Genomic DNA, 12722 nt, shown 5'->3' with positions numbered 1-12722 from the left:
CCGCCCCTGCACACCACAACCGCCCGCAACAGTCGGAATCAACAACAACCGACTCCAGACAGCTTGACATTGAGCGTCAGGGGGCCGAAGCAGGTCAGGGGGCGGGAGCGGGGCGGGGGCGAGATCGGCGTACTGGGCGAGGTCGAACTCTGGACGTCGAGGTCAGTTGTCGGCGGTGATCGAATCGACGAACGGGGTCAGCAGCAGCGCCAGATCGTCGGCCGCTGCAGCGATGTCCTCGGGCGGTTCGGGGATGTAGCTCAGGGCCAATCGGACGATGGCTTTGCTGACCACGTCGGCGTGTCGTGGGCTCGCGCCCACCCATCCGCGCTGGAAGGTCTCGGACAGACGCTCACCCGCCCGCTCGATGAGCACTTCGCTGTCGGTGGTGATCAGGCGCAGAAGATCTTCCGGTGCGTCGCCGCTGTGCAGCGACCGGACGAGCGGATCCAGGCCGCTCAGCTCGAAGAACGACGAGAAGCCCTGCCGCAGAGCGGCCGACGCGTCGTTCTCGTGCTGATACAGAGCCGTTTCGCACATGGCCACGAAGAGGTCCGTCAATCTGATGGCGTACCCCTGCGCGACGCCGCGTCGTGAGCCGAACTCGTTGTACAGGCTCTGCCTGCTCAGCCCTGCCGCCTTGGCGATGTGGCTCATCGTGACGTTGCGCCAGTTGCGCTCGTTCAGCAGCTCTCGCAACGCGTCGAGCGCGGTATCGCGCGCGAGAGTGGACGCGGCTTCACGGTATCGACCGGGGGTCGACGTCTGTTCGGCTGCGGGCATGAACACGACTCTATCGAACGACCGCATGGGGCCGATCCAGCCAATCTTCTCCGAGGAGTTCCCGATCGATGGGGTCTGCGCTCGCGATGAGGGATCTGATCTGTCGGATGTCCTTGGGGTAGCCGACGCCTATGGCCCCGACGAGCGTGTCCCCGCGCAGCGCACAGGCGGTGAAGCGGCGATCTTCGATGGAGCCGCGAACCACGACGTACTCGTCCTCGGCACCGGTCCACCCCGCGAACTGCAGGTTGAGCCCGTGCTGAGTCGACCAGCCCCACGGCACGTCGAGGCTGCCGACGTCGAGACCGAGTATGGACCGTGCCGCCCGGGTCGCCTGATCGACGGCACCGTTCCAGTGCTCACTCCGATAGGTGCCGCCGAGAATGGTGTTGGGAACCTCGGCGACGTCGCCCGCCGCGTAGACGTTCGGCCTGGATGTCCGCATAGCCGCGTCGACCAGGATTCCCGACGCGGTCTCGAGGCCCATGTCCACCCCGAGCTCGACGTTGGGGACAGAACCGGCCGACACCAGGACGGTGCCGGCCGACCATGAGCGTCCGTCCTGAGCTGTGGCACGGAGGGTGCCGTCGTCCTGCTCGTCGAGACTCGTCACCGTGACGTCAGTGTGCATCGCTATACCGTTGTCCGCGTGAAGGTCTCGGTACATCTGCGATATCTCCGGCGGCGCGATGCGGCTCAGCGGAGCCGATGCCGCTTCGAGCACCGTCACGTCGGCACCGAGTGACCGGGCTGCTGCGGCCGCCTCACACCCGATCAATCCGCCGCCGATCACCAACAGCGACCCGGTGCGGAGGATGTCGGCATGCAGCGGTGCGACATCGGCGGCGCTGCGGAGCGTGAACACGTGACCCGGGAAATCGAGTTGCCGAGCCCGAGAACCCGTTGCCAACAGCACGGCGTCGTACGGGATCGGATCGCCCTGATCGAGCTCGACGGCCGAGTCGGTGACGGCGACAGCGGTGACGCCCGTGCGGACGTCCACGTCCTCGATGGCTGCACCCAACCGGACCTGATCGACCGACTTGGTGCCCATCAGCAGCTCCTTGGACACCGCCGGACGACGGTAGGTGGGCTCCTGCTCGCTCCCGATCAGCGTGATGGAACCCGTGAAGCCCTCGGCCCGTAGCACTTTGGCGGCGGTGTACCCGGTGGCACCGGTGCCGACGATCACGACCTCGGCGGGTTGCCCAGTAGTCACCCGCGCTCTACCTCGACCATCTCGAAATCGGCCTTGGCCGCGCCGCAGTCGGGGCACGACCAGTCGTCGGGAATGTCGTCCCAGCGCGTGCCCGGCTCGATGCCGTCCTCGGGCCAGCCCAGTTCCTCGTCGTACTCGAATCCACACTGAACGCAGCGGTAGAGCTTCATGCCTTACTCCTGAAGTCGATTTTCTCGCGCACTCCGCAATCGGGGCACGGCCATTCGTCGGGTACGTCCGCCCACGGTGTTCCCGCCGGAAAACCCTCTCGCGGAGCACCGTTGGTCTCGTCGTAGACGAACTCGCACACCGGGCACTCGAACGCGGCCATCACTTCGCTCCGTGCGCGGCGAGGATCTTCTCCCGCTTGGACGGCGCAATGTTGACCTTCGTGATGTCACCGTCGTAGTGGTCGAGAACGCGGTGGTCCATCACCTTTCGCCACACCGGTGGGAAGTAGGCCAGTGAGATCATGCTCGCGTAGCCGCTCGGCAGATTGGGTGCCCCGTCCATGCTGCGCAGAGTCTGGTATCGGCGGGTGGGATTGGCGTGGTGGTCGCTGTGGCGCTGAAGGTGGTACAGAAAGATGTTGGTCACGATGTGATCGGAGTTCCAGCTGTGCTCGGGAGTGCAGCGCTCGTAGCGGCCGTTCTCCTTCTTCTGACGCTGGAGGCCGTAGTGCTCGAGGTAGTTGACCGTCTCCAGCAGTGAGAATCCGTAGATGGCCTGAATGATCAAGAACGGCAATACGATCGGACCGAACACCGCGATCAGGACCCCGTACAGAACCACCGACATCAGCCATGCGTTGAGCACGTCGTTCTGAATGCTCCACGTGCTCTTGCCCAGTCGCTCCATGCGCGTCTTCTCCAGCTCCCAGGACGACTTCAGGCTGCCCCACACGCTTCGAGGAAGGAAGGCCCAGAAGCTCTCGCCGAACTTCGAGCTCGCCGGATCCTCGGGAGTGGCGACGCGAACGTGGTGGCCGCGATTGTGCTCGATGTAGAAGTGGCCGTAGAACGTCTGTGCCAGAGTGATTTTCGATAACCAACGCTCGAGGCTGTCCTTCTTGTGGCCGAGCTCGTGCGCGGTGTTGATACCGACTCCGCCCATTACGCCGATGCTGATGGCCAGGCCGATCTTCGAGATCAGGCCGAGTCCACCGTCGATGCCGAGCCACGACAGGTTGTTCGCTGACCACAGGTAGCAGGCGAACACCAGACTGGCGAGCTGGAAAGGAATGTAGGCGTAGGTGCAGTAGCGGTAGTACTTGTCCTCCTCCAGCGCCTTCATCACCTCGTCGGGTGGGTTGTCACCGTCGGGACCGAAGAAGCGATCGAGGATCGGAAGCAGTCCGTAGACCAGCAGCGCGCCGATCCACCACCAGACCGGCGACACGGCGGTCCAGCCGAGCTGGTTGAAGGCCCACACCAGGCCGGTGGCCAGGAAGACCGCCGTGGGTGGGATCAAACCCATCAGCCAGAGGTATCGCTTTCGGTCGTGCCACTCGGCGACCGGCGCCTGCGCCTGATCGTCGACATTCGATGCGGTCATCGTTACTCCTCGTGTAAGGCCGATCACTGTAGATTGGACAATACACGGAATTTGTCAGGATGTGTACAAAATCAGAAATTTGTACAAACAATGCTTGGGACTGTGGCGGCGCCCACAGCGCCACCGTTTGGACAGATCCAGCTGCTACCTTTCGATTCGTTGTGGCCGGTCACAAACGGTCGCAACGCTCGTAGGTCCGTCTGTATCCCGTCGGGGGTACTTCACAACAGGAGTAGTTATGGACGCATTCATCGCCAAGATCATCGTCGACGTCATCCTCGGGCTCATCGGCAGCGGAAGCGCCGAGAGCGGCAGCACCGCAGTGAGCGCATTCCTCGGTTCCTGACGTTCGAGGGCTGCGCCGGTGCGACGCCGGCGCAGCCTGCTCCGACAGAGTCGTGTCGCGCTGCGACGGCACCGTTTGTACTCTTGGCCGGAGCGAAAGGGGCCCGCACCACGCCATGGGCTACGACAGCGACAACCTGGACGGTGACGGCCCTCGCGGTCGCAGTAGGCATCGACGAGCCGGGAAGAAGAACTCCGGTCGACGCATCCTGCTCGGTTTCGGTGTGTTCGTCGTCGTGGCGCTCGGACTCGGTGCCTGGCTCGCTTACACTGCCAATGCCGCATACACCTCCCTCGATCAGGCCCGCGAGCATGCCCAGGCGGCAAAAAGTGCACTATTGACCGGGGATACGCAGAAGGCCGACACCTCCGTGTCCGACGCGGTGCGTACCTCGACCCAGGCGAAGGACGCCACCGATTCGTTGATCTGGACGGCGGCCGCCGCAATTCCGTACGTGGGCCAACCGCTGGACGTCGTCTCGCAGATCACCGACGTCGTCAACGGGTTGAGCGTGGATGTGCTGACACCCTCGGTGGAGGTGGGCACCACCCTCGATCCGAGTCGGCTGCGTGGGCCCGACGGTTCCATCGACATCGCCGCCCTGCGCGACGCCTCGCCTGCGCTGTCTCGGGCGGCGGCTGCAGCGGAGGTACTCGATGCCCAGGCCGAGGCAATCGAGGAACCGACATTCGTCGATCGGGTCGGTGAGGCGCGAACTCGGTTGCAGGATCAGACGCACGAGCTGACGTCCCTGCTGACGAACACGAACATCGCGGCCGAGGTTCTTCCGGCGATGCTCGGGGCGGACGGCCCGCGCAATTACTTTCTCGCCTTCCAGACACTGTCGGAATCCCGCGGAACAGGCGGATTGATAGGCGGATTCGGCATCGTGCGCGCCGTGGACGGGAAGGTCGCGGTCGACTCGCTGGCCAGCAATGCCGAGCTTCGGATTCCGTACGACCCCATCGATCTCGGCCCGGACTTCTTCGACTTCTACGAGAGCCGCTTTCAGCCCACCCAGAACTGGCAGAACAGCAACGTCAGTCCGCACTTTCCGTACGCGGGTCGGATCTGGCAGTCGATGTGGGAGCAGGAAACAGGCGAGCGTCTCGACGGCGCGTTGGCCACCGACCCGGTCGCCCTCGGTTACATCCTCGACGCCGTCGGACCCATCACGATGGGCGACGGCGAAGTGATCGACGGATCCAACGTCGTCCGGATCACGCAGTCCGACGCCTACTTCCGCTTCCAGGACGACAATGCCGCACGGAAGGCCTACCTGCAGGACATCGCCGCCCGGGTGGTCGCGAAGATGCAGGGCAACATCGGCTCTCCCAGTGCGCTGCTCGAAGCGCTCGGCAAAGCCACTAGTGAGGGCCACATCTCCGTGTGGAGCGCGGACCCGGCACTCCAAGCGATCCTCGGTCCGACCGAGATCGGCCACGAAGTTCCCGACAGCCCCGACCCGTACGCCGCGGTGGTGGTGAACAACGGTGCGGGCGGCAAGCTCGACTACTACCTGCAGCGCAAGGTCACCTACTCCGCGCAGTCCTGCGACGGCCCGACGCGTACCACCCGCGTCGTCGCCGAGACTACCAACAACGCTCCGCTGCAGGACTACACCACCTACATCGCCGGCAGACAGAACGACTCCACCCGATACGACGGACCTCCGGGAACCAACCGATCGGTGGTGGCACTGTACGCAACTCGGGGCGCAACGTTGACCGACGCCACGATCAACGGAACTCCACTGTTTCTGCTGACCGCTGCCGAACGGGGCCATCCGGTGTTCTACGTGCCGGTCGTCATCGAACCGGGACAGACCAAGACCATCGAGTACAACCTCGTCGAACCGACTGTCGCCGGCGAAGCGCAGGCACCGGTTCAGCCGCAATCGGCTCCAGCACCGACGGAAGTGGACTTCCCGGACTGCTCGTGATCGCCGGTAGGGCAGAATCCCCGGCGTGCGAAGAACTCGACTGTGGATCGCCGGGGCACTCGGGGTGGCTCTGGTCGCCGCGCTCGTGGCAGGACCACTGAAGAAGCCGGCGCTGACGGTCCGCAACGCACACTGCTTCGGGTGGAGCGTCAACGACACCGGCCCACGATTGGTGACGCTGGGCGACTCGATGGCGCAAGGCAATTCACGCGTCGACTGGGGGATTCACGGCAACACGTCGTGGTACTCGTATCTCGTGTGCGGAGACGATGCCCGCGCAGCCGACGGTGGCAATCTGGGAATCAACGGCGCGACGACGACGCAGATCCTCGCCCGAACCGACGACGCACTGGCGGCGAACCCGGACATACTCGTCGTCAACGGAGGCACGAACGACCTCGCCCGGTCGGTTCCGCTTCCCCGGATCGTCGACAACCTACGCACGATCCTGGACCGGGCACGCGACGTCGACACGGTCGTGATCGCCACGGTGCCGTCGTCGCGCACGGTCAGCGCCGACGACCTGAACGACGACATTCGAGCACTGGCCGCCGAGCGCGGCATACCCGTCGCCGAATTCGCGCCGCTGCTCGACCGGCCGGGAGCCACCTTCGACGGGGTGCACCCCACCGCGAGTACGGCTGCGGCCATGGCGGCCGCGGTGGCTGCGGCAGTGGACGCATCGCGGACGTAGCCGGTTGGCAGCGTTCAGAAGCGTGCGCCGAACGCGGGATTCCGCCGATGAGAGTCGGTACTGAACGCTGAGGTGCGGGCTGCCTGTGGATAACCCCGAACTATCCACAGGTTTCGAAAACAGCACTGGCGCAGGCGTCGTCGATCGTTCACCGTATCGGCATGGGGGTACACACAGCGGTCGACCTGATGGCTCGGGGGATGAGCCGCAGCACCATCTCTCGGAGAACGGCGTCCGGGCAGCTGATTCGAGTGCTGCCCGGAATCTATGCGACCAGCAAACCCGAGTACATCGACCTGTGCACAGCGGTTGCTCTGTGGAAGCCCGGCGCTGTGCTCAGTCATCTGACCGCTGCGTGGGTGTGGGGGTTGATCGACGAGGAGCCGACGCAGGTCACGGCGACAGTGCCGCCCTCGACCCGGCAGCACGCGCCGGAGTGGGTGAAGATCCATCGACGACGCGTCCCCGAGGCGGACCGGTGCCGAGGTCTTCCGGTGGTGACGTTGGCCCAGGTGTTCGTCGACGTGGCGGCCACTCTGACGGGTGAGGAGTTGGAGCGGTTCTTCGACACGGCGATCGCGCGGCCGGCTCTGCGACGTCGAATCGCGACGGAATGCGAACGATCTCGCGGGATGCACGGCATGAAGGCAGTACGGAGACAATTGCGACTGTGCTGCCTCGGCACCCGATCCGAGGCCGAGCGAGTGGTGGCTCGGGCACTGTCCGCTCGACAGTTCTTCATGGAGATCAACGCGCGGGTTGGTCCGTATTTCGGCGACCTCGTGGACTTCCGGGCACGGGTGATCGTCGAAATCGACGGACGCGAGTTCCATACGTCGAGCCGAGCGTTCGACGGCGATCGTCGACGCCAGAACCGGCTGGTACTTCAGGGGTGGCTGGTTCTGCGCTACTCCGCTGTACAGGCCTTGGGCGAAACGCGACGCGTGGTCGACGAGATCATCGAGGTGGTCCGGCGTCGTCGACGTTCGATCGATGCAGTCGGCCGAGCGCTGCCGCGGACGTGAGCGTTCAAAAGCGTGCGCCGAACGCGGGATTCCGCCGAGGAGAGTCGGTAGTGAACGCTGAGGTGCGTGATCAGAGGCGGCCCTGTTGGACCGCGATGACGACGAGGGCGATCACAGCAATCGTGAGGATTGCTAAGAGCGCCAAATGAACTGGATCAGTGGAACCTGGCGGTCGAACCCCGTTCGAACCCCTTTTCTGGAGCATGTCACAGACTGTAGGTCACTTTCTCGGTTTGTGCACAGTATGAGTGGTACAACCGAAAATCACTCCTTTGCGAGCTCGCACATATGTTCGACAATAGGTACAGTCGAGTGCGGCGGAGCTGGGAGGGAAGCCCGGCTCCGCCGCCCGATCCGTGCCCCGCAGGCAAGTTCTCGAGTTCGCAGACCGGGTGATTCGTCTGTGGTTGACTTGGCCCTCCAGGTCGGGATACCAGGAAAGCTCTGCAAGGTGAACGGTCTTCGTCAGTGGTGGTCGCTTCCCGTCGACTACGGGTGGAACGTTGCGTATGCGCGTTCGCAACGAGGATTGGACATCACCAGGGTTCTCATCGGAATCCTGTGTTGGCTCTACGGCGGTGCCGCGGCGATCGCTCTGACCATTCCGGGGTTCGCCGACAGCAACTTCGCGCGCTGGCCCCTGTGGTTCACCGTCGTCACAACGGTCCCGGTGGGGTTGATCTGGTTGATCGGCGGCTGGCCGAGCTGGCGCGTGTCGATCGCATTCGTGCTGTACGCCGACATCGTGCTCGCGGCTGTTCTGCTCACCACCGATGGACCGTCCGCAGTCCTGCCCATTGCAGCCCTGTTCACGGTCATGGGCGCTTATGTCGCGGGGTTTCACGGGCCCAAGTTGTTGGCGGTCCATCACGGCTTCGCATTCGTCACCGCCGTCACCATCTACGTCTCGGCAATGGTGAACGACCCGGCGGAGCGTCTACAGACCAGTCTCTACTTCGTCATGCTGATCCTGGTGATGTTCGCGGGACCGTTGATCGGGCATTCCTTCCTCATGCTGTTGCGCCGAGACGCCACCGGCGCGTTCTACGATCCGCTCACCGGCCTGCGGAACCGTCGGGGATTCGATGCGGCGATCGGCAACCTGGAATCTCGATCCGGTGCGAACATGTCGCTGGTCGCCGTGGTCATCGACATCGACAACTTCAAAGCGGTCAACGACCGATACGGCCACGAGCATGGAGACGCGGTCATCCGGACGACCGCGAATCGCATCCTCGAGGTCTTCCCGGCACCGGCAGTCACGGTTCGACTGGGCGGCGAAGAATTCGCGGCCGTGTGTGTCGACGGCCTCGATACGGTGGTCGAACAATCCGAGCGATTACGAGTTCGTCTGTGCGACGGCACCGACCCTGCACCGTTGACCGCGTCGTTGGGCATTGCCCGTGCCGTGGTCGAGACGGGGGACGTCGAGTCCGCTGTCAACGAACTGCTGGGCCGCGCCGACGAGGCGATGTATCAAGCGAAAAGGCTCGGCGGCGACCGCGTCGCCCTCTACGGAGGCGATTCGCTGTCGAGCGGTGACGTGAACGAACTGCAGTGACGACGCCGAGCCGAGGTCCGCGTCGAAATAGTCACAATGCGGTCGGTACGTTTGTTGTTTGCCGTGGTAACAAAATTGGGCTTCGGTTCTGAAAGTCCACTCCGTCATGGGTTTTCGGCCCGATTTCGAGCCCTGAGGGTTCCGAGCCGCGCGGTCGACTCTGGGAAAGTTCCGTTATCGGAGCGTTATGCAAAGTTATCCAAACGAGATAGTTGTGGTGTCTGTCGTGACACCTCCGTCGTCCACCATTAAGACAGCGAGAAGAAACTACGGAAATCAGGTTTGAAGATCAGCCAACCCCCACGTGACGGGGGTCGTTTTTTCGTGTCAAACTGTGGTGTGACGTTCGCGCTGGCCGAAGCAGGATCTGCAGTCGACACGGACACGGGAGAGCTGACGGTGCAACCGTATTTCGCCCCGGTCTGTCGGCTGGACAACGGCGCGCTCGCAGCGATCGAAGTTCAACTGCGAGGTCCGCAGAACGGCCCGCTCGCCTCCGCCGACGCGCTTAAGCGCGCCGCGAGAGCAATGGACGCCAAGCGGGAACTCGACGCCCTCGCGTGGGGAGTGGCTCGGATCAATCAGTCGGTGCGGTTGCCGATGCTCGTCTCCATGGACGTCGACTCCCTTGCTGCACTCGATTCCGCCACCGAGGAACAGTTGCGCCGCGACATCGTGGTCGTCACCGAGGCGGCACTCGTCGACAGTCCGGCCCGCACCCTCGCCGCGATCGACAAGGCCAGGCGTGACGGCAAAGTGGTGGCCGTAGACGACGTCGGTCGTCGGCCGCAGTCGATGACCCTGCTGCCGCTCATCGAACCCGATGTGATCATCCTCGCCGGATCGATGGTCTCCCGGCGTCCCGATCTCGCCACCGCACGTACCGCGCATGCCGTCTCGGCTCAGGTGGAACGAACCGGCGCGGTGGTGGTGGCCAGCGGAGTCGACACTGCACTGCACCGCACTCGCGCACTCGGACTCGGAGCGACCTACGGGGTGGGTGAGCTGTATCCGGCGGCCGAGACCACCGAGGAGCTCCCCGCGGACGCCGCGGAGGTGATGCCGCCGTTCCCGACCTCGAGTACGCCCGCTGTCGCCGCCGAGTCGCCGTACGCCATCGCGTCCGCAGGAAAGACAGCCACCCGCAGCACCAAGCGTCTACTGGTGGCGATGAGTACGTCTCTCGAGATGCAGGCTGCGGCCGCAGGGCCGGAAACGTTGGTGCTCGGTACTTTTCAGCGAGCAGAGCACTTCACCTCGACCACCCGTGCTCGTTGGGTCTCGATGGCCGAGCAGATCTCGTACGCCGGCGTGTACGGCGTTGGCATGGGCTACGTACAAGAGGGCGGCATCATGCATGCGCCCCTCGATCCGACGGATCCGCTCGTGGAGGAGTGGAACGTGGTGGTGTTGGGTCCGCACTTCTGTGGAGTGCTCGCAGCGATCGATCTGCACCGCGGGGAAATCGACGCCGATCGTGAGTTCGACTATGTGATGTCGTACGACCGCGCGACAGTAGTTCGTTGTGCGCGTGCGATTCTCGCGCGTTTCTGACACGACGACGACCGCGTTCCCGGACGGAATGTTTCGGGCAGCCATGGCAGGGCATACGGCACAGCAGGTAATGAAGTAGTCCGGACTGCCGCATTGCTCAGGCCCCGTGCGTTGAAAAAGCAGCGTACGGGGCTGCCTGAACAGTTACCGCGCCGACGAAGCCGTGTCCACCAACTCCTGCGCGATGTCGCGAAGCTTTCGGTTTGTGCCCTGAGATCGGTCGACGAGCAGCGCGAACGCCGCATCGGCGGTGATGCGATGTATTGCCATCAACATTCCCTTGGCCTGTTCGATCGGTGCTCGTTGCGAGAGTGCCCGTTGAACATCGTTCGGTAGCCCGAAGTCGGTTGCGTTCGCTGCGGTCATGCAGACATTGTTGCGCGACTTGCTCCGACGCAGGTCAGGCCCGAGAAGACGCGCCGAAGACCTGCCGAACAGAGCTGTCCACGTTACCGACTTCGTATTGTTCCGTGATCGCGGTGTTACAGAACCTCGGCGCTGTCAGGCGGCGGGGTTGGACAGCGGCCGTCCGATCAGGAACTCGAGAGTGCGGTAGGCGTCGGTCCGCCGCCCGTTGCTCGCATTGTCGTGATACGCGGCACCGGCGACGACCACGCCGACCGGAATACGGCCAGACTCGATATCGCGCGCGGTCTGCTCGGCGCAATTGCGCAACACCGGGCAGTCGGCGCACAAGCGCCATGCCTTCTCTGCGCGCTTGCGTCCGTGCCGAGGAAGTTGTTGCGAGTCGTAGGCATCCATGTCTTCGATGCACGCACCCTTGAGGCGCCAGACCTGGTCATCCGTCATCGTCATGATCCGTTTCGCGTCGTGCCGATCGTTCCAGGACCCATGTTCCCCGTCACGCGGAACTCGAAACACCCAAATGCCTTGCGCCGCCGCAGGCCCGCAGGGTCAGACAGGACGACGAGCGGCGACCCGCGACGCTGCGGCGGCCGCCGCGATGGTCACCAGTGCGCCGAGCACGATGGCAGGGCCTTCACCGGGAGCCAGGACTCCGCTCTGCGCGCCGAGTGTCACGGCCGAGACCGGAACGCCCAGCTGGGCTGCCGCGAGTATCCCGAGTCGGGTGGGCTGGCCGGTCAGGCGCATCGCACCGTGCACCGCGATGGCACCGAAGCCCAGGACGAGTCCCAGCACGATCATGTTCGGGTGACTGGCAAGTGCACGCAGATCGAGGGATGCACCGAGCCAGACGAAATACAGTGGTCCCAGGAATCCTTCGGTGATGGCGAACAGCTGTTTGGCAAGGCGTCGCGGTTCTCCGATGGCGGCAACCGCAACGCCGAAACCGAAACCGGCCAACATCACCGAGGCGTGGGTGTGGACGGCGAGTGCCGCGAGGCCGAAGAGCAGAACCAGGTTGAGTCGCAGTTCGAGCGCGAGTTTGCGCTGAGCAGACACCCGATGCACGCGGCGGCGCAGTCCCGAGATGTCGAAGTGTCGCAGGACGACGAAGATCACCGCGGCAGCGAGCAGAACCGTCGCAGATCCGAATGCGGCCGGACCGGCCCGCTGTGGATCGATCACGAGGGGCAGCGCGACGATGCAGACGGCATCGGCGAGCGCGATCTGCGGCAGGAGGGCCATCAGGCCCGGAGCGGTCATCGCGGTGGATTCGACGATCGGCATGATGACTGCGGCCGAGGACGACGCCATCAACACCGCGTACAGACCGAGGTGAGGCGGATCGAACGCGGCGGACACAGCCCAGCCGAGCGCGGTTGCCAGCAGCCCGACGGCCACCGCCCGTGCAGTACCGACCCCGAGGCCGATGCGCAGTCGCGGATCGCGAATCGGAACCTGACTGCCGGCCACGAACATGACGAGCGCAAAGCCCACCTGCGCGAGGAAGCTCAGCGTCTGCTCGCTCGGGTCGACTACGCCGAAGCCTGTGTAGCCGAGTGCAATTCCGGCGACGAGTTCTCCGATGACGACGGGTATCCGAAGCCCGCGTGGAAGCGCCAGCAGTGGGCCGAACAATCCCACCGCGGCACACAGGGCGAGCGTCTCGAAGGTCATG

The 12722-nt window shown here is 64.3% G+C and carries 13 protein-coding genes; 5 read left to right on the top strand and 8 right to left on the bottom strand.

Annotated elements, in window-relative coordinates; genetic code table 11:
* Positions 1–162 precede the first annotated feature (162 nt).
* From R3P93_RS19395 to R3P93_RS19375, 5 genes are read right to left on the bottom strand one after another with little or no spacing between them, the layout of a single operon-like run.
* A complete protein-coding gene (locus R3P93_RS19395) occupies positions 163–783 on the bottom strand; it encodes a TetR/AcrR family transcriptional regulator (RefSeq protein ID WP_269595050.1) in 621 nt (206 codons plus the stop codon).
* A 10-nt stretch (positions 784–793) separates the two neighbouring features.
* Entirely contained in the window at positions 794–2002 is a 1209-nt protein-coding gene (locus R3P93_RS19390; protein WP_269595049.1) for an NAD(P)/FAD-dependent oxidoreductase, read from the bottom strand.
* On the bottom strand, positions 1999–2172 hold the full coding sequence (locus R3P93_RS19385; RefSeq protein WP_027495558.1) for a rubredoxin: 174 nt from the start codon (positions 2170–2172) through the stop codon (positions 1999–2001). The genes R3P93_RS19390 and R3P93_RS19385 overlap by 4 nt, the downstream gene beginning before the upstream one ends.
* Positions 2169–2333, bottom strand: coding sequence for a rubredoxin (locus tag R3P93_RS19380; RefSeq protein ID WP_269595047.1), 165 nt, complete (start codon positions 2331–2333; stop codon positions 2169–2171). The genes R3P93_RS19385 and R3P93_RS19380 overlap by 4 nt, the downstream gene beginning before the upstream one ends.
* Positions 2333–3556, bottom strand: coding sequence for an alkane 1-monooxygenase (locus R3P93_RS19375; protein WP_269595046.1), 1224 nt, complete (start codon positions 3554–3556; stop codon positions 2333–2335). The genes R3P93_RS19380 and R3P93_RS19375 overlap by 1 nt, the downstream gene beginning before the upstream one ends.
* A gap of 461 nt (positions 3557–4017) precedes the next feature.
* On the opposite strand from R3P93_RS19375, the gene R3P93_RS19370 reads away from it, so the two are divergent.
* The 5 genes from R3P93_RS19370 to R3P93_RS19350 all read left to right on the top strand — a co-directional run bounded on the left by R3P93_RS19370 (position 4018) and on the right by R3P93_RS19350 (position 10678).
* Positions 4018–5844 carry a DUF4012 domain-containing protein gene (locus tag R3P93_RS19370; RefSeq protein ID WP_283347478.1) on the top strand — a complete coding sequence of 609 codons (1827 nt, stop codon included), beginning with the start codon at positions 4018–4020 and terminating at the stop codon, positions 5842–5844.
* Positions 5845–5869: 25 nt separating this feature from the next.
* A complete protein-coding gene (locus tag R3P93_RS19365; protein WP_283347477.1) occupies positions 5870–6538 on the top strand; it encodes an SGNH/GDSL hydrolase family protein in 669 nt (222 codons plus the stop codon).
* Positions 6539–6699: 161 nt separating this feature from the next.
* Positions 6700–7563, top strand: coding sequence for a DUF559 domain-containing protein (locus tag R3P93_RS19360; protein ID WP_317533788.1), 864 nt, complete (start codon positions 6700–6702; stop codon positions 7561–7563).
* Positions 7564–8014: 451 nt separating this feature from the next.
* Positions 8015–9124, top strand: coding sequence for a GGDEF domain-containing protein (locus tag R3P93_RS19355; protein WP_283347475.1), 1110 nt, complete (start codon positions 8015–8017; stop codon positions 9122–9124).
* Positions 9125–9463: 339 nt separating this feature from the next.
* Positions 9464–10678 carry an EAL domain-containing protein gene (locus R3P93_RS19350; protein WP_269595040.1) on the top strand — a complete coding sequence of 405 codons (1215 nt, stop codon included), beginning with the start codon at positions 9464–9466 and terminating at the stop codon, positions 10676–10678.
* 144 nt (positions 10679–10822) lie between these two features.
* Here R3P93_RS19350 and R3P93_RS19345 read toward each other — a convergent pair whose 3' ends face one another.
* From R3P93_RS19345 to R3P93_RS19335, 3 genes are all read right to left on the bottom strand, one after another.
* Positions 10823–11044 (bottom strand): ANTAR domain-containing protein, encoded by a 222-nt coding sequence (locus tag R3P93_RS19345; protein WP_269595039.1) that lies wholly within the window; start codon positions 11042–11044, stop codon positions 10823–10825.
* Positions 11045–11179: 135 nt separating this feature from the next.
* Positions 11180–11488 (bottom strand): WhiB family transcriptional regulator, encoded by a 309-nt coding sequence (locus tag R3P93_RS19340; protein WP_037193923.1) that lies wholly within the window; start codon positions 11486–11488, stop codon positions 11180–11182.
* Between the two features lie 105 nt (positions 11489–11593).
* Positions 11594–12721, bottom strand: a complete 1128-nt coding sequence (locus R3P93_RS19335) for a cation:proton antiporter (protein WP_269595038.1) — start codon at positions 12719–12721, stop codon at positions 11594–11596.
* Between the last annotated feature and the right edge of the window lies 1 nt (position 12722).

The sequence above is a fragment of the Rhodococcus cerastii genome, from assembly GCF_033042195.1.
Taxonomy (GTDB): Bacteria; Actinomycetota; Actinomycetes; order Mycobacteriales; family Mycobacteriaceae; genus Rhodococcoides.
This window is presented reverse-complemented; position numbering and strand designations above follow the sequence as displayed.